This window comes from Acidimicrobiia bacterium, from assembly GCA_029210695.1.
Taxonomy (GTDB): domain Bacteria; phylum Actinomycetota; class Acidimicrobiia; order Spongiisociales; family JAHEDJ01; genus JAHEDJ01.
In genome coordinates this window covers 1-20,000 of sequence record JARGFH010000058.1, presented here as the reverse complement: position 1 = coordinate 20,000, position 20,000 = coordinate 1, and the positions used below count along the sequence as shown (strand labels likewise).

Here is a 20,000-nt window from a genome sequence, read left to right as displayed (position 1 = left end):
TCTGCTGACACCGTCGCACCCATGATACGTTGTGCGTCCTTATGCACTGGCTCGATCGGCTCGCCGGCATCCTCACCGCCCGATCGCGGTTCTACGATCGCGTATTCGCGGACGGGTGGGGTGATGCGTCGACGCTTCGAGAACTCCGAGCAGGGGCACGACGCGTTGGCGATATCCCCCGGATAGAGATCTCCTGGGATTCTGCATTCGAACGAAGAGGAATCCTCCACACTGACGGATGGTTCGAGAGTCCGTCGGCAGGGATCCTCCCGGAGGCCAGCCGGATAGCCAGGCTGCGGCGTGTTGAGCCCCGAGACGGGACGAAAGCGGTCTGCTTGATGATGGCCGCCTTCAATGATCACGGCTTCGAGACGAGGCACAAGCTGGCCGTTCGCCTCACCGACCACGGCATCGCTTCCCTCATTCTCGAGAATCCCTACTACGGGACTCGCCGGCCGTCCACCGGGCAGCCACTCCGCACTGTGGTCGACTTCTATGCAATGGGTGCGGCGGCTGTGCTCGAAGGGCGGGCAATCCTCGCCGGCATCCGCGCGGTTGATCCGATTCCGATCGGAGTGGCGGGTTATTCGATGGGTGGCAACATCGCAGCCCTGGTCAGCGCCACTGTTCCGTTCCCGATAGCTACCGCAGGATTAGCCGCCTCTCACTCCCCCGGCCCGGTCTGGACAGAGGGCTTGCTGGCCACCGCCATCGCCTGGGACGCCCTCGGTGGCGTGGGAAAGAAAGACGACATCGCCACGGCGCTCGGTTCGGCGTCCGCCCTTCACTTCCCGGCGCCGCCGCACGCTGCAAGTGCCGTGCTCGCCGCTCCGTTGGCCGACGGATACATACCCCGTCACGCATTCGAAGCCCTCCACGGTCACTGGCCCGGATCAGAGCTCCGCTGGATCAAGGGCGGACATGCCAGCGTTCTGCTCTGGCACAAGAAAGAGCTCGCCCAGGCAATCGTGGACTCGTTTGAGCGACTGCGTTGCAGCTCCGAGTTGTAGGTTCTGAGTTGTGGTCTATTGCCGGCTGCGCGCCAGAACTCAGAACCCATGACGTAGAACCAATATTTCAGATCAGGCGAACGAACCGGCGTTTGCCAACTTGTAGCACAGAGCCCGACAAGGCGGCCCGCGCTAACTCCATATCCATCAATACCTCGCCATCGAGCTTGACGGCTCCCTGGCCGAGCATCCGCCTGCCATCGGAACTCGTAGCGACCAAGCCGGCTTCCTTGAGCAGCACCGGTAGGAAGACCGGGTCATCGTCGGTGAGTGAGTACTCAGGGATGTCGTCTGGCGCTTCGTGGCGTTTGAACACCTGATCGAAGGCTGCTTCGGAGGTGGTCCCCGCCCCGGCACCGTGATACAGATCCACAATCTCACGGGCCAATCTCCGCTTCACGAAGCCTGGATGGAGCTCACCGGACGCCAGACCTTCACGGATTTCGGCAATCTCCGCGAGGGGCACTCCGGTCGCGAGCTCGAAATACTGCACCGTCAACTTGTCGGGGATGCTCATCAGCTTGCCGAACATATCGTCCGCGGCATCGTCAATTCCGATGTAGTTGCCTAGGGACTGAGACATCTTGTGCTCGCCGTCGGTCCCGATCAGCAGCGGCATCGTCATCGCGATCTGAGGGCGCTGGCCGTGACGTTCCTGGAGGACGCGCCCCATCATCAGGTTCCACAACTGATCGGCGCCCCCGAGTTCAATATCAGCCTCAACGGCCACCGAATCCATGCCCTGTAGAAGCGGATACATGAACTCCATCACCGAGATCGGTTGATGAGCGTCAAACCGATTGGCAAAGTCACTTCGTTCCAACATCTGAGCGACGGTTACCTGTGCGGTCATGTTCAACACATCCGCCATATCCATTCCCGCCAACCACTCGGAGTTGTACCGGATCTCGAGAGGGTCCGGCAGGAGCACCTTGCGGAAGCCCGCCAGTACCGAATCAGCGTGGCTGCGCACCTCATCGGCGCTGAGCCGGCGTCTCGTCTCGCTCTTGCCGGAGGGATCACCCACCTGCGCCGTGAAATCCCCGACGATCAGAACGGCGGTGTGCCCTGCTTCCTGGAATTGTCTGAGCTTCCGAAGCACGACGGCCCAGCCAAGTGTCACGGCAGGAGCTGTTGGGTCCATCCCCAGCTTGACCCGCAAGGGCCGGCCCTCTGCCAGGCGGCCTTCGAGGTCGCCCTCGGGAAGCACGGTATCCGCTCCCCTGAACAGTGAGTTGAGGTTTTCCGTCATCGAGCGGGCAGCCTAGCGGGGCGCTCGAACAGCCACGATCAAATGCACATAACGGGGTCCGGGGACCGGTACCCTGCGGAGCAAGAGATAGGGCCCTCATGAAACGACTACCGGCGCTGGTGGTCGCTGCAGCAATGCTTGCTGCGGCGTGCAGTTATCAACCGCTCGACGATCCCGGGTTAGGCGAACTTGGCCTGACGACGACCGTCTACGCGGCCGATGGTTCAATTCTCGCCCAATGGCACGCCGAGGAGGATCGCGTGCTCGTCGGATACGACGATCTTCCCAGACATCTGATCGACGCCATTGTTGCCATCGAAGACGAACGATTCTGGGTGCACGCCGGCGTTGACCTCAAGTCGATCGCCAGAGCCCTTGTGCAGAACATCGAAGCCGGCACCATCGTGCAGGGCGGATCGACGATCACTCAGCAGTACCTGAAAAACGTCCTTCTGACCCCGGAAGTGACTGCGGATCGAAAGATCGAAGAGGCGACCCTGGCGTTGAGACTCGAAGAAAACCTCACGAAAGAAGAGATCCTCGAGCGATACGCCAACACCGTCTACCTCGGCGGTGGCGCCTACGGGGTAGGCGCCGCCGCGGCTCACTACTTCGGCAAACAGGTGGGCGAGCTCTCGCTGCCTGAGTCGGCAATGCTGGCCGGGTTGATCCAGTCGCCGTCCCGGACGGACCCCTATCGACATCCCGATGCAGCACTCGAGCGCCGCAGAGTCGTCCTCAACAAGATGGTCGAACTCGGATGGGTCTCTGCCGAAGCAGCCACGACTGCGGATTCCACCGACCTTAGACTGGCCCCGCCCAGACCCCCCGAACAGATGCGATATCCGTATTTCACGGAAGAGGTCAAGCGGATGCTCCTGGACGAACCTGCACTCGGAGCGACGCCCACCGATCGCTACAACGCGCTCTTCCGGGGTGGTCTGCGTATCTTCACGACTCTCGATCCCCTCACCCAGGATGCAGCCGAGCAAGCGGTGATTGCCGGTGTCCCGGAAGACGGCCCATCGGCGGCGCTGGTTTCGATCGAACCGCGCTCCGGTTACGTGCGTGCTGTAGTAGGCGGAGCGGATTTCTACGACCCGACAGATCCGGTTGCCCAGTTCAATCTCGCCACCCAGGGTCTGCGGCAAACCGGTTCTGCCTTCAAACCGTTCGTGCTTGCCGCCGCGCTCGAAAACGGACTGACTCTCACATCGACCTTCTCCGGTGGATCATCGATCGTCATCTCGACGAGTTCAGGACCATGGCAGGTCGAGAACTACGGAGGGGCTAACTTCGGCAATCTCACCCTGCTCGACGGCACGGTGTGGTCGGTGAACGTTGTGTATGCGCAAGTGGTAGATGCAGTTGGGCCGGCGGCGGTGGTGGACGTCGCCAGAGCAGCCGGCATCACTTCTGAGCTCCAGCCGTTCCATGCCGTGGCGCTCGGAGCTCAGGAGGCGACGGTGATCGACATGGCATCGGCATACGCCACATTCGCCGCCGAAGGCATCCACATATCGCCGATCTTCGTCACTTCCATCGAAACGGCCGACGGGGTCAACATCTACGACGCCGTTCCGGTTGTCACCGAGGCAATCGACCGGGGCATTGCACAGCAAGTGACGGCCGCGCTGAGCGAAGTTGTTGCGCGCGGGACGGGCGCCCGGGCCGGCATCGGTCGTCCGGTGGCCGGCAAGACCGGCACTTCGCAGGAGCACCGGGACGCCTGGTTCGTCGGATACACGCCTGAACTGGCAACGGCCGTGTGGGTCGGATTCCCAGAGGCGCAGATTTCTATGGCCCCTCCCACCACCTCGATCACAGTTACCGGGGGCAGTTGGCCGGCCCAGATATGGGGACAATTCACCGCCTCCGCCCTGGTCGGCACCGGATTCGGCCGGTTGGCCACCGCCGACCTCGGCGACCTCATCGCCATCGACATCGATGTCTCGACGGGCTTGCTGGCCGGACCCCTGTGTCCGCGTGAGAACGTGCAGCGGGTCTTTCTCCCTGCCAATGAGGTTCCCTCGGTCGTCTGTCACATCCACAACCCGCAGGGGTTCGTGGCTATCGGGTCGGGTGAGGTGCCACAGCTAATCGGCCAGGGCATTGCAGGCGCGGTCCATCTCGCCGAGGAGGCCGGCTACCGGGTCTCGGTGGAATACGCGGAGGCCGGACGACTTCCAGACGGCACTGTGTTCAATCAGGTGCCGTCACCCGGCGAGCCGGCCCAATCGGGTAGCACGATAAACATTCTGGTGTCTGGCCCAGAGCCCGGAACCGAGTTCCCTACCGTGGTCGGCTACCCGTTCCAGCAGGCGCTGGCGAGGCTCGAAGAGATCGGGGCGAAGTTCGATCTCCGGTTCGAAGCCGAGTCGGACCCGGACGATGCCCGCCGCCGGACTGGCGTTGTCTGGAAGCAGGACCCGGCCGGTGGGGCTCCGAACGACGGAACGATCGTGCTCTGGGTCAATCCCTAAGACCGGTACCAGCAATCAGCAATCAGCAACCAGCAACCAGCAACCAGCAACCAGCAACCAGCAACTTAGGTATCCGATCCCGCGATGGTGAACCGCCAGCAGAGGTCGACTGCTTGGCTGATGCCGATGCGCGGGCTCGCCTGCACCTTCACTGCGGTTCGGCCGACTGGGGGCAGGAGGCGAATGGGTCCATCGACCAACGACGTGCCGTCGTGACTGCCATCGATGCCCATGGCTTCACAGAGCTTGCCGGGGCCGTCGGTCAGATGGTCGGTCCGTCCCCGTCTGGCCTCCATGGCCGGGCGATTCATCGTTGGTCGTCCGGCTCGGAGCAACACGGCCCCACCTTCGCCGGCCGGTCCGACTACGGCGTTCGCGCACCAGTGAATGCCATAGGAGCGGTAGACGTACAACGCACCCGCCCCCAGAAACATGGAGACGTTGCGCTTCGTTGGCCCGCGATAGGCATGGCTCGCCGGATCCGAAGCCCCGCCATACGCCTCCACCTCAGTCAGGATCACCTCGGTCGCCGCACCGCCTTCTCCGCTCCTGAGGCGCCAACCGAGTAGGCCGATCGCCGCTTCGGTGACCGGGTTGTGGAGCAACTCCACGAGTTCTCGGGTCACTGCGTGAGGTGAAGCAGGATTCCCTTGAACGAGTGCATCCGGTTCTCGGCCTGATCGAAAATACGTGACCGGGGATGGTCGGCGACTCCGTCTGTCACTTCTTCACCGCGATGCGCCGGGAGGCAATGGAGGAAGATGGCCTCGTCTCCGGCTCGATTGAAGAGTTCCTCGTTGACCTGGTAGCCCTCGAACAGACGCCGCCGCTCCGCCGCCTCTTCTTCCTGGCCCATCGAGGCCCACACGTCTGTGTAAACGAAATCAGCCCCGTCCACGGCTGCCGCGACGTCCGAAGTGATGGTCACCGGGCTGTATTGAGAGGCAAGATCGACATATTCGGAAAGCGGCGCATACCCTTCGGGAGCGGCCACACGGACTTCAACCTCGAGCATGGCGGCGGCGACCATCAAGGAGTGGCAAACGTTGTTGCCGTCACCGATGAAGGTGAGTACGGACCCGGGCAGGGGGCGCGCCTCAGCCATGGTTTGCACATCGGCCAGCGCCTGGCAGGGGTGCTCGAGGTCTGAAAGAAGGTTGATGACCGGAGATTCAGCGTTGGCGGCGATGATGTCGAGGTGCTCGTGTTCGAAAACCCGCAAGGCCAGGACATCCAGGTACCGGTCGAGGGTGCGAGCGACGTCGGCCGGAGCTTCTCGCTTGCCGAGACCTACTTCTTCGTTGCGGAGCGTCATCGGCCGGCCCCCGAGTTGCGAAACCGCCACCTCAGTCGAAACGCGGGTCCTCGTCGAAGGCTTCATATAGAACAAACCGACTTCGCGCCCGGCGAGTGCTCCGGCGAATTCCGACGGGTGCTCCTTGGCCCTGGTTGAGAGGTCGAGGGCATTCCGCAATCCATCAAGACCAAGATCGGCAACTCGCAAGTAGTCCATGTCACGCACCTCTCAACCGGCCACCGGTGGCATCTATCACCGCGGCAATTATCTGTTCACGATGAGGAGCAAGTTCCTCGTTGGTCAAAGTGTGGTCGGGAGCCCTGAATACGAGTCGTATTGCGATGCTCTTCTTGCCATCACCCAATGATGGTCCCCTGAACTCGTCGAAGACTGCGACCTCCTCCAGCCAATCACCGGCTGCATCCGTTGCCGCCTGCACGAGCGCCGAGGCGGCGGTGGACTCATCGACCACGAAAGCGAGGTCGAACTCGACTCGCGGATATGTGCTGGGTGCATCGAGTTGCCACCTGCCGGCACTCAGCTGAGCCAGATCCAGTTCACCGGCTGCCACCCGCCCTTCGAGTCCGAATGCCCGCCCCACGGCCGGATGCAGCTCCCCGACGACTCCGACCCGCTCACCACCCACCAGCACTTCTGCGGCCCGGCCGGGGTGGAATCCTGCCGGTGTCGACTGCCGAAGGTCACACGGAATCCCGAGACCGGTCAGCAACGCCCGTGCCAACCCGGTGGCCGTGTAGACATCCGTCCGGCGCGGCGAGGAGTGCAGTCCAAACGGGCCGGTTCGTCCCACTGCGACGAATCCGAGGCGTACCGGCTGGTGTGGAATCCTCGCATCGTCGGGATCCGGTTCGGCGAGAAAGACCCGTCCGACCTCGAAGAGCGCCACGTCGGGCAGACCGTGTGAGACGTTGTACTGCACGGCTTTGAGGAGATTCGGCAGAAGCGTCGTCCGAAGATAGGCCTCTTCCTCCCTGAGCGGGTTCCGCACCCGGATTGCCGCTCGACGGGGATCATCAATGGGAAGGTTCAAACCGTCGAGTTCGGTCTGCCCGAGAAACGACATCGTTTGGGCCTCGTGAACGCCGAGCCCGACCATGATGTCGCGAAGGCGACGATCCCGCTGTTGGTCGGCGGACAGCCCCCCGGCCGGCCCGGACGGCAAGGTTTCCGGAAACCGGTCGTAGCCGTACAAGCGGGCGATCTCCTCGATGAGGTCGATCGGTCGGGTCAGATCGGGTCGGTTGGTCGGCACGGTGACCGTGATCGGCGATTCTCCCTCGACCTCCATGTGCAGCCGGGTCAAGAGTTCGGCAATCAGCGCCGGGCTGAACGGAATGCCGAGGATGCGTTCGACTTCCCCCGGCTCGAGGTCGATCTGCCACGGCGTAATGACCGACGGGTAGTTGTCCTTGACATCTGCGAGGGCTTCTCCGCCGGCCAGGTCGACCATGAGGCGAGCGGCCCGGGCGGCCGCCAGCCCGGGCAGATTCGGATCAACGCCTCGTTCGAAGCGAGCGGAAGCCTCGGTGCGAAGACTGTGGCGCTTCGAAGAGAACATCACTGAGGGGGCGTGGAAGTGAGCTGCCTCGATCAGCACCCGGGTCGTGGAATCGGTGACCTCAGAATCCTCCCCGCCCATTATTCCTGCAAACGCCAAGATGCCGCGGCCGTCGCAGATCATCAGGTCGAGCACATCTAGGTCCCGCTCGACGCCATCGAGGGTCCGGATGGTTTCACCCGAGTGAGCTCTGCGAACCACGATCTTCTCGTCGGCCACCTCGTCGAGATCAAACGCATGCAGAGGCTGGCCCAACTCGAGAAGAACGTAGTTGGTGATATCGACTACGTTGTTGATGGGCCGGACGTCCGACGCCCGCAGACGGAGTTGCATCCAGAGCGGCGATGGGCCGATCTTCACGTTGTCGACCTCCCGGCCGACGTACCGGGGGCAACCCTTCGTATCCTCGATCATCACCTGGACGGCAGAAGGACGGTCGACCGTTGCCGGAACGGCATCCGGCATGCGCACCTCGGTGCCGTAGTAGGCGGCAAACTCCCGGGCCAGGCCGATGACCGACATCGCATCCGGTCGATTTGGTGTGATCGAGACGTCGAACACGACATCCGGGAGTGGTACTAGGTCGATGAAATCAGCCCCGATCGGAACCGTGGGGTCGAGCACCATGATGCCGTCGTGATCGTCCCCGAGACCGAGTTCGGCGGCCGAGCAGATCATCCCATGAGACGTCACACCGCGGATGGTCCGAACACCAACCTCGAGCCCACCGGCTAGAACGGCACCCGGAACCGAGACCGGCACCACATCGCCGACCTCGAAGTTCCACGCACCACACACTATGTCTTGTGGATCGCCCCTTCCGAGATCGACGCGACAGAACCGAAGGCGATCGGCGTTCGGATGCTTGTCGATCTCGAGCACCTTTCCGACGATGACCTTGGTGAACGGCGCCTGCAGGACCTCGTAACCTTCCACCTCGTGTCCGAGTGATGCAAACACCGATTCGATCTCGAGCGGGTCATCGATGGGGATATCGACGTATTCCTCCAACCAGCGCAGAGAAACCTTCATGTGAACTGCCTCAACACACGAACATCGTTCTCATAGAAGTGCTTTATGTGGTTGATGCCGTGGCGCACCATGGCGATCCGTTCGGCACCCATGCCGAACGCGAAACCCGAGACGTGCTGCCGGTCGTATCCGACGGCTTCAAGAACGTTCGGGTCGACCATTCCGCAGCCCATCAGCTCGATCCAACCGGAACCGCTGCACACACGACAACCGGAACCATCGCAGGCGAAGCAGGAGACGTGCATCTCGGCCGACGGCTCTGTGAACGGGAAGAAGTTGGGGAGCAACCGGATGGTTCGGTCGGGACCGAAGAACTCGCGAGCGAAGTGCGCCAACGTTCCCTTGAGGTCGCCGAACGTGATGTGCTCGTCGACGGCCAACCCTTCGATCTGGTAGAAGACGGGAGAATGTGTTGCGTCGAGTGCGTCTGCCCGGAACGTACGCCCGGGGACGACGACATAGACGGGTGGCTCATGCTGCTCCATATAGCGAGCCTGCATCGGTGAGGTATGCGTGCGCAGCAGCATCTCATCCGGGTCGTCGCCGTACTCCACGTAGAGAGTGTCGGACTCGAGACGGGCGGGATGGGTCGGCGGGGTATTCAACGCATCGAAGTTGTACCAGGCCAACTCGACCTCTGGCCCCGACGCCACCCGATATCCGAGTCCGGCGAAGATATCGACCACCTCATCAACCGTCTGTATGAGGAGATGGTGCATGCCGACGGACGGTTTGTAGCCTTCCAGGGTGACATCGACCCGGTCCCCCGCCAGCAGGCGGTCCTCGGCTATCCGTTCGAGCACGCCTCTTCGGGCTGCCAGCAGGTCTTCGAGTCGCCGTTGAGCTTTATGGACCCCGGCTCCAACCTTCGGACGTTCGTCGGGAGGAAGCTGGCCCAGACCGCGCCGCGTCGATGCGATGAGTGATCTCTTCCCGAGCAAATCGGATTCGAGAGCGCTCAGGGATTCAAGATCGACGATCGCGTCGATCCGCGCAGGAGCCCCGGCGAGGAGTTCATGTAACAAGTCCATCGGATCGAACAGGTTAGTCGTGGAGCGGTCCGTGCAATCCAGACCGGCCGGCCAGTTCGTACATCATGATCGAACCAGCCACCGAAGCGTTCAGACTCTCCTGACCCGCACTCATCCGAATGGTCGCGCGCTGATCACAAACTGCCACGAGATCGTCCGGCAACCCGCCTGCCTCGTCCCCGACAATGACGGCCCAGGGCCCCGTGCCGCCCAGTTCAGACGGCGATGTGCCGCCGGCAACCACCGTGGCGATCGTGTCGAAACCACGCCTCCTGAGATCCGCCAGGTCAGATAGTCCCGATTCGATGGGAATCGAGAAGTGGGCGCCGGCCCCCGCCCGGAGCACTTTGGGACTCCACGGGTCAACCGTCCCGGGTCCGAAGGTCACCCCGAATCCGAAGGCGGCAGCAGTTCTAATGAGAGTCCCGGCGTTGCCCGGGTCGCCGACACCCCACAACACCACCACATTGCGGTCCCGAACCGGAACTGATGACGGAATGCGAACCACCCCGACAGGTCCTCGTGGGTGCCTGGTAGGAGCCAGCCGATCGAGGACTTGCTGTGTAACGACCACCAACTCGTATCCGGCACCGGCGGCCAGTGAAGCCGTCGTATGATCTTCCTGCAGCGCGAACACAGGGCCGACCAGCGCGCCGACCGCAGCGGCCGCCTCGAGAAGGTGTGGTCCCTCGAGGAGGGTCGATTGTGCGTCCGCCCGACCCCGTGCGCGACGAAGCCGGACCGCGGAAGCCACGCGTTGATTGCGCGGCGAGCGGACCGGCTCCATAGTGACCTCAGTCGGTGCCTGCGGTTGCTGCCTCGACGAGTTGTCCGAATGCTTCCGGATCGTTGACGGCCATGTCGGCCAGCATCTTTCGGTCGATCTCGATCTCGGCCGCCTTGAGCCCGGCGATGAGCTGGCTGTAGGTCGTACCATTCTGTCTGGCAGCTGCGTTGATCCGGCTGATCCAGAGACGGCGGAACTCCCCCTTGCGTGCGCGACGATCCCGATAGGAATCCTGCATCGCGTGCATCGTCTGCTCACGGGCGGCGCGATAGCGGCGACTTCTCGCGCCGGTATACCCCTTGGCCCGCTCCATTACCTTCCGGCGCTTCTTGTGGCCGCCTACCGCGCGTTTTACTCGTGCCATGACTCGTGCTCCTAGCGTCCCAGCAGTCGGTTGACGCGTTTCTCGTCGCCCGGACTCAGGTCTGTTTCACCGGACAAACGACGGTAGCGTTTCACGCCTTTGGCCGTCTTCAAATGCCCGCGACCGGCCTGGCGGCGTCGGACTTTGCCGGATCCTGTGACTTTGAACCGCTTCTGGGTTCCTTTGTGTGTCTTCATTTTCGGCATGGGATTCCTCCGTCAGTCGCCATCGCCTGCCGCGTCGGTGTCACTCTCATCGATTGCATCATCAAGTTCGTCGTCAACAACCTCGTCAACCACCAGATCAACCTCGTCGTCAACAACCTCGTCAACCACCAGATCAACCTCGTCGTCAACAACCTCGTCAACCACCGGAACAACCTCTTTGTGGCCCCTGCCGGTGGGCTTATGGGAGGGCTTTCCCTCCTTTGCCGCAGCGGCGAGATCCAGCGCTTTTCTCGTTGGAGCCATGACCATCGTCATGGTCCTGCCGTCCTTGCGAGCAGATTGCTCGACGATCGCCAGGTCTTGAAGCTCCTCGAAGAGGCGCTCGGCGAGTCGGTGCCCTAACTCCGGTCGTTCGTTCTCACGACCCCGGAACCGCACCGTCACCTTGACCTTGTCTCCTTCGGACAAGAACTCCTGAGCCCTTCTCCGAACGATCTGGAAGTCGTGCTCTCCGATTCGTGGACGAAGCCTGACCTCTTTGATCACCGTTCTGGTCTGCTTCTTGCGTGCCTCACGTTGCTTGACGGACTGCTCGTATTTGTACTTGCCGTAGTCCATCATGCGGCATACGGGCGGCTTGGCATCCGGAGCGACCTCCACCAGGTCGAGACCCAGTTGGTCGGCCAGCCAGAGCGCTTCTTCGATCTTCTTCACTCCGACCTGCGAGCCGTCGGGTGCGACGACCCGCACCTCTCTTGCCCTGATTGCGTTGTTCACGCGTGGTTCGGCGATCTCGTGACCTCCTCTACGAGAAAAATGCAGCACAGAAGGAATGCTGCATTCGTCGTGGTGATCGACCGCGGCTCACGCATGCGTGGCCGGGTGGGAAGCAGCACGCCTCCTCTTGCTCCTCAATTGTCCGGCGCAGTATACGGTGCCTGGAGCAAAGGGCAACGTGGGGAGCCGGCTGCTCCCGAGTTCTAGGTTCTGAGTTCTAGGTTCTGAGCCAACCTGGAACTCGAGAGCTGGACCTCTCTCGCTCAGATCTGCCGCAATGCGTTCACCATCGTCACCGCGGCCTTGGCGGCTTCTGCCCCTTTGTTGCCGGGACCCGGCAAGCTCCGATCCCTGGCGTGACTGAACTCGCGCACCGTCAGGACCGCACTCGTTACCGGAATGCCCGTTGCCAGCGCCACGTGGGTGAAGGCGGCCGATGCCTGGGTCGCCACATGCTCGTAGTGGTCGGTCTCTCCCTCGATCACCGCACCGATTGCAACAAGTGCGTCGAGACCGCTCCGGGCCAGCCTCAGAAGTGCCGGCCCGAGCTCGAGGGCTCCCGGCACCCGGACAACGGTGCACTCCTCGACTCCGGCTGCCTCAAGTGTGCTCAATGCTCCGGCCAGGAGCCCATCGGTAATCGTCTCGTTGAACGTCGAAACCGCAATCCCGATGTTGAGCCCGGCCCCGTCGGTGCTGCTCTCGATTTCACGCAGACGCATCGTCGACCTCCGGAAGGTTCAGAAGGTGGCCCATCTTCGCAACCTTCGCCCGGAGATACTCCAGATTCTCCGGGTTAGGAAGCGTTTCGAGCGGCACGCGTTCGGTGATGGTCAGTCCGTATCCTTCGATGCCGGCCCGTTTGGTAGGATTATTGGTCAGCAGGCGCAACGTGGTGAGTCCAAGATCGCTCAAGATCTGAGCACCGACACCGTAATCGCGCGCATCGGCCGGGAATCCAAGTTCCAGATTTGCGTCGACGGTGTCCCGGCCCTGATCCTGCAGTGCATAGGCTGCCAGCTTGTGCACGAGGCCGATCCCACGCCCTTCGTGCCCACGAATGTAGAGCAGAACCCCCTGCCCTTCCTCTCCGATTCTCCGAAGTGCCTCGCTCAGCTGAATCCCGCAGTCACACCGGAGGCTGGCAAAGGTGTCACCGGTCAGACATTCCGAATGGACCCTCACAAGCACGTTCTGCTTGCCGTCGACCTCGCCCATGACCAGGGCTATGTTTTCGCGGCCATCGACCAGCGATTCGTAACCAACCGCCCGGAACTCACCGTAGGCGGTCGGCAATCGGGCCTCGGAAGATCGGAGTACCAGCTGCTCATGCCTCCGCCGATACTCGATGAGATCGGCGATCGAGATCATCACCATGCCGTGTTTGGCCGAGAACTCGGTCAGAAAGGGAAGCCGGGCCGGCTCACCATCGTCGGTAACGACCTCTGCCAGGGCCGCGGCCGGGTACAAACCGGCGAGCCGGGCCAGATCGACTGCGGCCTCGGTGTGTCCTGCCCGCACCAGGACGCCGCCCGGTCGGTACCGCAGCGGAAACACGTGACCAGGTCGTCCGAAGTCCTCCGCCCGAGTCGAGGTATCGACAAATGCCCGGATCGTGGCAGTTCTGTCTGCCGGAGAGATACCTGTGGTAGTGCCATGGGTGTAGTCGATCGACACGGTGAAGGCGGTGTTGCGACGATCGGTGTTCTCTGAGACCATCATCGGAATCCGCATCTCGTCTAACCGTTCACCGGTGGCTGGAAGGCAGATGATCCCGCTCGTATGGCGAATCATGAATCCAACTCGCTCCGGGGTAGCCGACTCGGCCGCCATGATGAGATCACCCTCGTTCTCCCGATCGGCGTCATCGACCACGACTACCAGCTCGCCGTTGGCTATCGCCTCGATGGCACTTTCGATGGGGGCGAAGCTCATTCCCGTCCTCCCGACATCATGCGCTCGACGTATTTGGCAATCACATCGACCTCCAGGTTTACGCGGGAACCGGGGGCGCACAGACCAAGCGTGGTGATATCGAGCGTGTGCGGAATGACGGCGACTTCGAACTCGTCCCCGTCAACCTCCGCCACCGTCAGGCTGATTCCGTCGAGGGCGATCGATCCCTTGCTTGCAATGTATTTCGACAGTTCCCGAGGTGATCGAACTCTGATCCGTCTCCCGTTCCCCTCCTCCTCCACCGACACGATCTGCCCTACGCCGTCAACATGACCCTGGACGATGTGCCCATCGAAACGGCCGTCGGCCGCCATCGGGCGTTCGAGGTTCACTCCTGATCCGATGTCGAGTTCCCCGAGAATCGTCCTGGCGAGTGTCTCGAGTACCAGGTCGGCATCAAACTCGCTCTCTCGCGCCTCGACCGCCGTCAGGCATACGCCGTTCACCGCGACCGAATCTCCCACCTCCAACGCGAGGCCGGGAGCGCCCACAGATAGCCGCATACCTCCCTCGGACCTGTCCGCCGCTACAACGCGGCCCATGATCTCAATGATTCCGGTGAACATCATCCCTCCATCACGAACTCGACCCGGAGGTCGGCTCCTACCTTTCGAACTTCGATGATCTCGACCGTCCGGGCGTCGGCCAGCGTTTCGAACCGACCGGCCAACACCGTGCGACCGGAGCCCCCGGCGATTCTCGAGGCGATGTACCAGACCCCGCGATCGACCAGGCCGGCCCGCCACAAACTGCCGGCGACGGCCGGCCCGCCTTCGATCATCACGTCGACCAAACCTGCCTCCCCGAGGGCGGCGGCCACGCGCACGATATCCGGGCGACCATTCGCGTCTGAGGGCACGATGAGCAGATCACCCGGTTGCTCCGTTTCGCCGGTGCCAACGACAAGTGCGTTTCGAGAGAGCACCTGCGCTGCTTCCGGCAGCGTGCGCCGTCCGGTGAGAACGACCGGCCGCGGCTGCGGGCCGGAGTAGCCGGGCAGACGAACGTCGAGACGAGGATCGTCCGCGAATACTGTTCCCGCACCGACCAGTACGGCATCAGATTCTGCTCGCAGTCGATGGCCGTCGAGGCGAGCCTCCTCTCCGGTTATCCACTGCGCGGTCCCATCGTGGGCAGCGACCTGGCCGTCGAGCGTGAGTGCGCTCTTGAGAGTGAAGCGGGGTCGACCGGTGGTCCGGTGATGGAAGTAGCCGGGATCCAGGTCTTTCAAACCCGGGCTGGAACCATCCACTTCGACCTCGATACCGGCTGCCCGCAACGCCGCGATTCCCTCGCCGGAGACCTGTTGGTCCGGGTCGAGAGTGCCGACCACGACCTTCTCGACATTGGCATTCACGATGACCGAAACGCAGGGACCGGTCCTCCCGGTGTGGTTGCAGGGCTCGAGGGTGACGTACATCGTCGAACCGGCAGCCAAAGACCCGGCGCCTGCCAGAGCGATAACCTCAGCGTGCGGGAGTCCCGGAAGCTCATGAGCGCCCTCACCGACGACCCGACCGGCTGGATCAACTACGACCGCTCCGACGCGGGGGTTGGGGTGGGGGCGAAATCCCCGGGCCAGGCGGATCGCACGCTCCATCGGCTGTTCACTCACGCAACTACTCCTTTGAGAATGGGAGCGCGCGCGGCAAAGCCCGCCCTCCTTCTCCCATCCGGACTCTCACCGTCGGCTCCGGACTTCCACCGGAATCAACCCCGAAGGGTTCGCGGGCTATAACCGCCGGTCGGGAATTGCACCCTGCCCTGAAGGGGGCTTGAGCCGATTGTACCGCGGTCGCCGCAGAGCGCATTCGCCTGGCGCAAACAGCACAGACGGTTGTGCAAATCGCGGCCGGGAACCAGGTCCGTCGGCGACGACGCTGCAAAGGGCGAAAGAACCTGGAACGTAGAACCTAAAACCTAGAACTTGAAAGATTCTGAGCTCAGCCCATCCGGCGATCTATCTCGTAACTCGAGCCGGACACGCGCTTGGCGTGTTCCTTCATCTCTACGGCAATGGCAGAAGCTTGCCATTGCGAAGTGATTTCCCTGGTCGTATTGGTTGCGACGCCGAGAGACACCGAGACGACCGGAAAGGCATGCCGTTCGCCGCGCCGGTCTGTGACCTCGATGTAGCCGCGCAACGCGTCGGCCGTTTCGTAGTAGTCGAGAACGCCATCGTCGAACACTGAAATCGCCTGCCGGCAGAAGTCCTCAGATTGGTCGGGCTGAATGACCGCCACGAAGTCATCACCACCGATGTGTCCCACAAAGGCCGTCTGGTCTTGAAGGGCTGCGGCCGCTTCGAGGAGGGCGTGTGCCGTGAACTTGATCACCTGATCGCCGCGCATGAACCCGTAATGGTCGTTGTACGCCTTGAAGTTGTCCAGGTCCGCGTACACGAGGGCGAAGTCGTCGCCGGACTCGATGCGCGCCTCTAGCTCACTGGCGATCCGGAAGTTGCCGGGCAGCCCGGTCAGAGGCGACACATCGCGCAATGCCTTGGTGCGACGAAGAACCGCCTTCACCCGGGCAACGAGCTCGTTGATATCGAACGGCTTGGTTATGTAATCGTCGGCTCCGAGGTCGAGTCCTGTCACCCGGTCCTCTGGAAGCGCCTTGGCAGTCAGGAGAATGATCGAGGTATTGGCGGCGGCAGGATGACTCCTGAGCTGTTTGAGTACATTCAGCCCATCCATGCCCGGCATCATCACGTCGAGCACAACCACATCGGGCGCACCCGTTAACGCCGCGCTCATCGCTTGATGTCCGTCGCCGGCTGTGTCAACGTCGAAGCCCTCAAGCTCGAGGTTGACCCGCACAAACTGGACGATGTCCGGGTCGTCGTCGACGACCAGAATCCGTGCACTCATATTTCCATCCCGCCGATTGCATGGCGCAGTCGTGTGACTGCCGCAACGGGATCATCAGCCCGGAAGATCGCTGTGCCGGCAACGAACACATTCGCCCCGGCCTCCCTGGCCAGGCGAGCGGTCTCCGGGTTGATACCCCCGTCGATCTGTATATCGACCGTCAGGCCCTCCCTATCAACCCATTTCCGCGCAGCTTCGATTTTCGGCAGGACTTCCATGATGAACGACTGGCCACCGAATCCCGGGTGCACCGACATGATCAACACCATGTCGCTGAGTTCGACAAACGGCTCGATTGCGGCGAAGGGAGTAGGGGGGTTGACGACGAGCCCGAACCCGAGGCCGATCCGACGTGCCTTGGCCGCGGCTGCGGTCGGGTCGGTGATCGCCTCGATATGGATCATGGCGAGGTCGCCTCCTGCCTGTTTCAGCTCGTCGAAGTAGACATCGGGATTCGTCGTCATCAGATGACAATCGAAGAGCAAATCGGTATGCGTTCGCAGGGACTCGATGACCGGCATGCCGAACGAGATGTTCGGAACGAAGTGCCCGTCCATGATGTCCAGGTGCAGCATGTCCACATACGGCGCGATTCTTCCCACCTCCTCGGCCAGGTTGGCGAAGTCGGCGGCAAGCAGGGACGGAGCAATCTTGACCTGATCCATGTGGGGCGAGTGTATCGACGTTATGACCGCCTCACGACACTGATGAACATCCCGTCCGTCCCCGTGAGGTGCGGACCGAATAGCACGCCGTTTCCCCACGCCCGGCCGGGTGTTCCGGAAGGCGCTTCCGCATCGAGACCGGCGACGACTCCAACGGTCTCTTCTGGTGTAACGGTGCAGACCGAATAGGTGACGGTGCCGCCAGGTTTGACGAGTGACAGCGCCGCCTCGAGGAGCAGCCGCTGCCGGACCCCCATCACCGAAGCAGAGCCAGGGTCGAGCCGGTACCGGACTTCCGGGCGGCGCCTCATGGTTCCGAGCCCAGAACAAGGGGCGTCGAGCAGAACATGGTCGAAGGAGTCCGGTTTGAAAGGAGCGGCTAGGCCGTCGGCGACCAACCACGCCAGTCCCGGCGCGCGGCGATTCCCGTCCCGGACCCGGCGTAGGTGTCTGTCGGCGGCCACCACTCTGGCCCCGCGGTCCAGGAGATGGATTGCTTTCCCTCCAGGTGCGGCGGCCATGTCTAGCACGAGATCGCCCGGCGCGAGGGGAACTGCGTTGCCGACCGCCACACTGGCGGCGTCTTGAACGACGAATCCGCCGGCCACCGCTCCATGATCGGTCCACTCGAACGCCCCGGCGATCCCGACCACCGGAGTGAGTCCATCGGTGTCACTCCCCGGCCTGGCGCGCACCTGACGTGGAGCGTCACCGAGCGAGGCGGTCAGAAAGGCGGTTACTTCCTGAGTCGGCCACTCGGCGTCGAGTTGGCCGACCAGCCAATCGGGGTATTCGTCTCTCGGATCATGCACTGCGACCTCTCCGCGGCCTGTCCGGATCACCGTGCGCAGCACGCCATTGACGAATCCCGACGCTCTGCGACGAGCCCCCGACTTGATCGACTCGACAGCAGAATCGACGATGGCGTGCTCGGGAGCGCGTCCGTAGAGAAGTTCGGCGACGGCCACCCGCAGGACATCGACCACATCGGCGTCGAGGGAGGCTACCGACTTGTTGCTATTGCTCTCCAAGACCGCATCGATTCGCGCCAGGTGCCTGAGAGTTGTATATGTCAGAAACCGGAACAGGTCTGCATCCGGCCCCTGCAGGGAGGATGCATCAATGAGCCGATTGCTGTAGGCGCCGCTCCGAAGGATTCGTCCCACCGCCGTCGCCGCGGCACGTCGTGCGGCGACTCCAGGCTTCACGTCAGAACGCCCAACGGCCCTTGACGACCTCTCGCCCACTCGGTGCCTGTCATCCGGCGGCCGCCTTCGGCTTGCACTTCGTGGAGCGTCACAGCCCCGTCCATCAGGCCGAGGCAGAGCTCCCCGTCCACTACCCGAAGCTCACCGACCTCGACGCCTTGGGTCCCCGAGGGAACCGCCTCCCAGACCTTGAACCGGCTGCCGTTGAGCATCCCAAACGCACCGGGCCGCGGATTGAAAGCCCGGATACGCCGTAGGACTCCTTCAACCGGTGCAATCAGTGGCAGCCTTGCCTCCTCCGCCTTGATCTTCTCAGCGTAGGTGACGCCCTCCTCGCCTTGCGGGGTGGCCAGCAGGGAACCGTCCACGTATCGTCCCAGATCACGCTCCAGCAAGCCCGCACCCAAACCTGCCAATCGGTCGAGCAACTGCCCGGCGGACTCCACCGGTGAGACCACCGTACGACGAGTGCTGATGATGGAACCCGTGTCGAGGCCCCGATCCAGTGCCATGAGGGTGACCCCGCTCTCCTCGTCACCCGCCAGGACTGCACGTTCAACGGGAGCCGCGCCCCGCCAGCGCGGAAGCAAGGAGAAGTGCACATTGACATAGCCTCGGCGGGGAATGCTGAGCACGTCCGAATTGAGAATCATGCCGAACGCCACCACCACGCCGACATCGAAGGGCGATAGGCGGGCGATGATTTCGAGAAGCTCGGCACGGTTGGCAGGCTGAGCAACAGATAGGTCTAACGCCGTCGCCGCTTCCTTGACCGGCGAAGGCCGGGGGGTCTTCGAACGCCCGCGCGGGCGGTCGGGGCGCGTGATGACCAGGCGAACGTCTGAGACTCGCAGTGTTGCCTCGAGCGCAGCCACCGACGAGACCGGGGTGCCGAGAAAGATCGATGAGATCAAAGCCCGAGTGCCTCGTCGCGGAGTTCCCGGAGCGCTTCCTTGCGGACGCTCCGTTCGAGCCGCTCGATGAGCAGCGTTCCCTGAAGGTGATCGAACTCGTGCTGCAATACCCTCCCTAGAAGCTCATCGCCTGCGTATTCGACCTCGTTGCCATCGAGATCGAGACCGGTCAGTCTGGCGAACCCGGCCCGCCGGATCGGCCAATATCGGCCCGGTACGGAGAGGCAGCCCTCTTCGAACTCCCATTCTCCGGATGTTTCAACCATCACAGGATTGATCATCACATGGGCGCCGGTGCCGTCTGCCCAATCGAAAACGAACACCCGCCTGGCAATTCCGATTTGGGGGGCTGCCAGACCGACACCTGGAGCGGCATACATAGTCTCGGTCATGTCCTCGACAAGTCGCCTAACGCCTTCGTCGATCTCGTCCACCGTCGCCGCCACCGTCCGGAGCACCGGATCACCGAACGTGCGGATGGGAAAGATGGCCATAACCGGAGAGAGGCTAGTCGCCTGCCGGCTCACGCCGGCAGGTTCGAGTTCCTCCGGAACTCGGGCCCAATTACCAAACCGCTCCCGTGGCAGGTCGCCTGCCGGCTCACA

The 20,000-nt window shown here is 62.7% G+C and carries 20 protein-coding genes and 1 riboswitch; of the genes, 2 read left to right on the top strand and 18 right to left on the bottom strand.

Features of this window, described 5'->3' with window-relative positions; all coding sequences use genetic code 11:
- Positions 1-41: 41 nt before the first annotated feature.
- Complete coding sequence (locus P1T08_15205; GenBank protein MDF1597425.1) at positions 42-1,010, top strand: alpha/beta hydrolase family protein; 969 nt, start codon at positions 42-44, stop codon at positions 1,008-1,010.
- A gap of 67 nt (positions 1,011-1,077) precedes the next feature.
- Here the strand turns inward: P1T08_15205 and tyrS are convergent, their stop codons facing one another.
- Positions 1,078-2,262, bottom strand: coding sequence for a tyrosine--tRNA ligase (tyrS, locus tag P1T08_15200; GenBank protein ID MDF1597424.1), 1,185 nt, complete (start codon positions 2,260-2,262; stop codon positions 1,078-1,080).
- 98 nt (positions 2,263-2,360) lie between these two features.
- Here tyrS and P1T08_15195 point away from each other — a divergent pair, with 98 nt between their 5' ends.
- On the top strand, positions 2,361-4,745 hold the full coding sequence (locus P1T08_15195; protein MDF1597423.1) for a PBP1A family penicillin-binding protein: 2,385 nt from the start codon (positions 2,361-2,363) through the stop codon (positions 4,743-4,745).
- A gap of 65 nt (positions 4,746-4,810) precedes the next feature.
- Here the strand turns inward: P1T08_15195 and P1T08_15190 are convergent, their stop codons facing one another.
- The 17 genes from P1T08_15190 to def form a co-directional block, all read right to left on the bottom strand.
- Entirely contained in the window at positions 4,811-5,371 is a 561-nt protein-coding gene (locus tag P1T08_15190; protein MDF1597422.1) for a DNA-3-methyladenine glycosylase, read from the bottom strand.
- Entirely contained in the window at positions 5,368-6,258 is an 891-nt protein-coding gene (argF, locus tag P1T08_15185; GenBank protein MDF1597421.1) for an ornithine carbamoyltransferase, read from the bottom strand. Before argF ends, P1T08_15190 begins: the two co-directional genes overlap by 4 nt.
- Position 6,259: 1 nt before the next feature.
- Positions 6,260-8,653 (bottom strand): phenylalanine--tRNA ligase subunit beta, encoded by a 2,394-nt coding sequence (gene pheT / locus P1T08_15180; protein ID MDF1597420.1) that lies wholly within the window; start codon positions 8,651-8,653, stop codon positions 6,260-6,262.
- Entirely contained in the window at positions 8,650-9,684 is a 1,035-nt protein-coding gene (gene pheS, locus P1T08_15175) for a phenylalanine--tRNA ligase subunit alpha (GenBank protein ID MDF1597419.1), read from the bottom strand. The genes pheT and pheS overlap by 4 nt, the downstream gene beginning before the upstream one ends.
- A 13-nt stretch (positions 9,685-9,697) precedes the next feature.
- Positions 9,698-10,438, bottom strand: coding sequence for an RNA methyltransferase (locus P1T08_15170; protein ID MDF1597418.1), 741 nt, complete (start codon positions 10,436-10,438; stop codon positions 9,698-9,700).
- Positions 10,439-10,478: 40 nt separating this feature from the next.
- Positions 10,479-10,835, bottom strand: coding sequence for a 50S ribosomal protein L20 (rplT, locus tag P1T08_15165; GenBank protein ID MDF1597417.1), 357 nt, complete (start codon positions 10,833-10,835; stop codon positions 10,479-10,481).
- A gap of 11 nt (positions 10,836-10,846) precedes the next feature.
- Positions 10,847-11,041: a 50S ribosomal protein L35 gene (gene rpmI / locus P1T08_15160; protein ID MDF1597416.1), complete on the bottom strand. Its 195-nt coding sequence runs from the start codon at positions 11,039-11,041 to the stop codon at positions 10,847-10,849.
- A gap of 12 nt (positions 11,042-11,053) precedes the next feature.
- Positions 11,054-11,779, bottom strand: coding sequence for a translation initiation factor IF-3 (infC, locus tag P1T08_15155; protein MDF1597415.1), 726 nt, complete (start codon positions 11,777-11,779; stop codon positions 11,054-11,056).
- Between the two features lie 263 nt (positions 11,780-12,042).
- On the bottom strand, positions 12,043-12,501 hold the full coding sequence (gene ribH, locus P1T08_15150; protein ID MDF1597414.1) for a 6,7-dimethyl-8-ribityllumazine synthase: 459 nt from the start codon (positions 12,499-12,501) through the stop codon (positions 12,043-12,045).
- A complete protein-coding gene (locus P1T08_15145) occupies positions 12,488-13,714 on the bottom strand; it encodes a bifunctional 3,4-dihydroxy-2-butanone-4-phosphate synthase/GTP cyclohydrolase II (protein ID MDF1597413.1) in 1,227 nt (408 codons plus the stop codon). Before P1T08_15145 ends, ribH begins: the two co-directional genes overlap by 14 nt.
- Positions 13,711-14,304, bottom strand: a complete 594-nt coding sequence (locus tag P1T08_15140) for a riboflavin synthase (protein MDF1597412.1) — start codon at positions 14,302-14,304, stop codon at positions 13,711-13,713. The genes P1T08_15145 and P1T08_15140 overlap by 4 nt, the downstream gene beginning before the upstream one ends.
- Entirely contained in the window at positions 14,301-15,350 is a 1,050-nt protein-coding gene (gene ribD / locus P1T08_15135; GenBank protein MDF1597411.1) for a bifunctional diaminohydroxyphosphoribosylaminopyrimidine deaminase/5-amino-6-(5-phosphoribosylamino)uracil reductase RibD, read from the bottom strand. Before ribD ends, P1T08_15140 begins: the two co-directional genes overlap by 4 nt.
- Before the next feature lie 42 nt (positions 15,351-15,392).
- Positions 15,393-15,511, bottom strand: a riboswitch (FMN riboswitch).
- A 167-nt stretch (positions 15,512-15,678) separates the two neighbouring features.
- On the bottom strand, positions 15,679-16,608 hold the full coding sequence (locus tag P1T08_15130; protein MDF1597410.1) for a response regulator: 930 nt from the start codon (positions 16,606-16,608) through the stop codon (positions 15,679-15,681).
- Entirely contained in the window at positions 16,605-17,273 is a 669-nt protein-coding gene (gene rpe / locus P1T08_15125) for a ribulose-phosphate 3-epimerase (GenBank protein ID MDF1597409.1), read from the bottom strand. The genes P1T08_15130 and rpe overlap by 4 nt, the downstream gene beginning before the upstream one ends.
- A 20-nt stretch (positions 17,274-17,293) precedes the next feature.
- Positions 17,294-18,481: a transcription antitermination factor NusB gene (locus P1T08_15120; protein ID MDF1597408.1), complete on the bottom strand. Its 1,188-nt coding sequence runs from the start codon at positions 18,479-18,481 to the stop codon at positions 17,294-17,296.
- The gene (gene fmt, locus P1T08_15115) at positions 18,478-19,395 is read right to left on the bottom strand and encodes a methionyl-tRNA formyltransferase (GenBank protein MDF1597407.1); all 918 of its coding nucleotides are present in this window, start codon (positions 19,393-19,395) and stop codon (positions 18,478-18,480) included. The genes P1T08_15120 and fmt overlap by 4 nt, the downstream gene beginning before the upstream one ends.
- A partial coding sequence (gene def / locus P1T08_15110) for a peptide deformylase (GenBank protein ID MDF1597406.1) occupies positions 19,392-20,000 on the bottom strand: 609 nt, incomplete at its 5' end. The genes def and fmt, both read right to left, overlap by 4 nt.

Excerpts from the sequence above, each read along its gene's own strand:
- P1T08_15205 (MDF1597425.1), top strand. The coding sequence starts at position 42 with ATGCACTGGCTCGATCGGCTCGCCGGCATCCTCACCGCCCGATCGCGG.
- tyrS (MDF1597424.1), bottom strand. The coding sequence starts at position 2,262 with ATGACGGAAAACCTCAACTCACTGTTCAGGGGAGCGGATACCGTGCTT.
- P1T08_15195 (MDF1597423.1), top strand. The coding sequence starts at position 2,361 with ATGAAACGACTACCGGCGCTGGTGGTCGCTGCAGCAATGCTTGCTGCG.
- argF (MDF1597421.1), bottom strand. The coding sequence starts at position 6,258 with ATGGACTACTTGCGAGTTGCCGATCTTGGTCTTGATGGATTGCGGAAT.
- pheT (MDF1597420.1), bottom strand. The coding sequence starts at position 8,653 with ATGAAGGTTTCTCTGCGCTGGTTGGAGGAATACGTCGATATCCCCATC.
- pheS (MDF1597419.1), bottom strand. The coding sequence starts at position 9,684 with ATGGACTTGTTACATGAACTCCTCGCCGGGGCTCCTGCGCGGATCGAC.
- rplT (MDF1597417.1), bottom strand. The coding sequence starts at position 10,835 with ATGGCACGAGTAAAACGCGCGGTAGGCGGCCACAAGAAGCGCCGGAAG.
- rpmI (MDF1597416.1), bottom strand. The coding sequence starts at position 11,041 with ATGCCGAAAATGAAGACACACAAAGGAACCCAGAAGCGGTTCAAAGTC.
- ribH (MDF1597414.1), bottom strand. The coding sequence starts at position 12,501 with ATGCGTCTGCGTGAAATCGAGAGCAGCACCGACGGGGCCGGGCTCAAC.
- P1T08_15145 (MDF1597413.1), bottom strand. The coding sequence starts at position 13,714 with ATGAGCTTCGCCCCCATCGAAAGTGCCATCGAGGCGATAGCCAACGGC.
- P1T08_15140 (MDF1597412.1), bottom strand. The coding sequence starts at position 14,304 with ATGATGTTCACCGGAATCATTGAGATCATGGGCCGCGTTGTAGCGGCG.
- P1T08_15130 (MDF1597410.1), bottom strand. The coding sequence starts at position 16,608 with ATGAGTGCACGGATTCTGGTCGTCGACGACGACCCGGACATCGTCCAG.
- rpe (MDF1597409.1), bottom strand. The coding sequence starts at position 17,273 with ATGGATCAGGTCAAGATTGCTCCGTCCCTGCTTGCCGCCGACTTCGCC.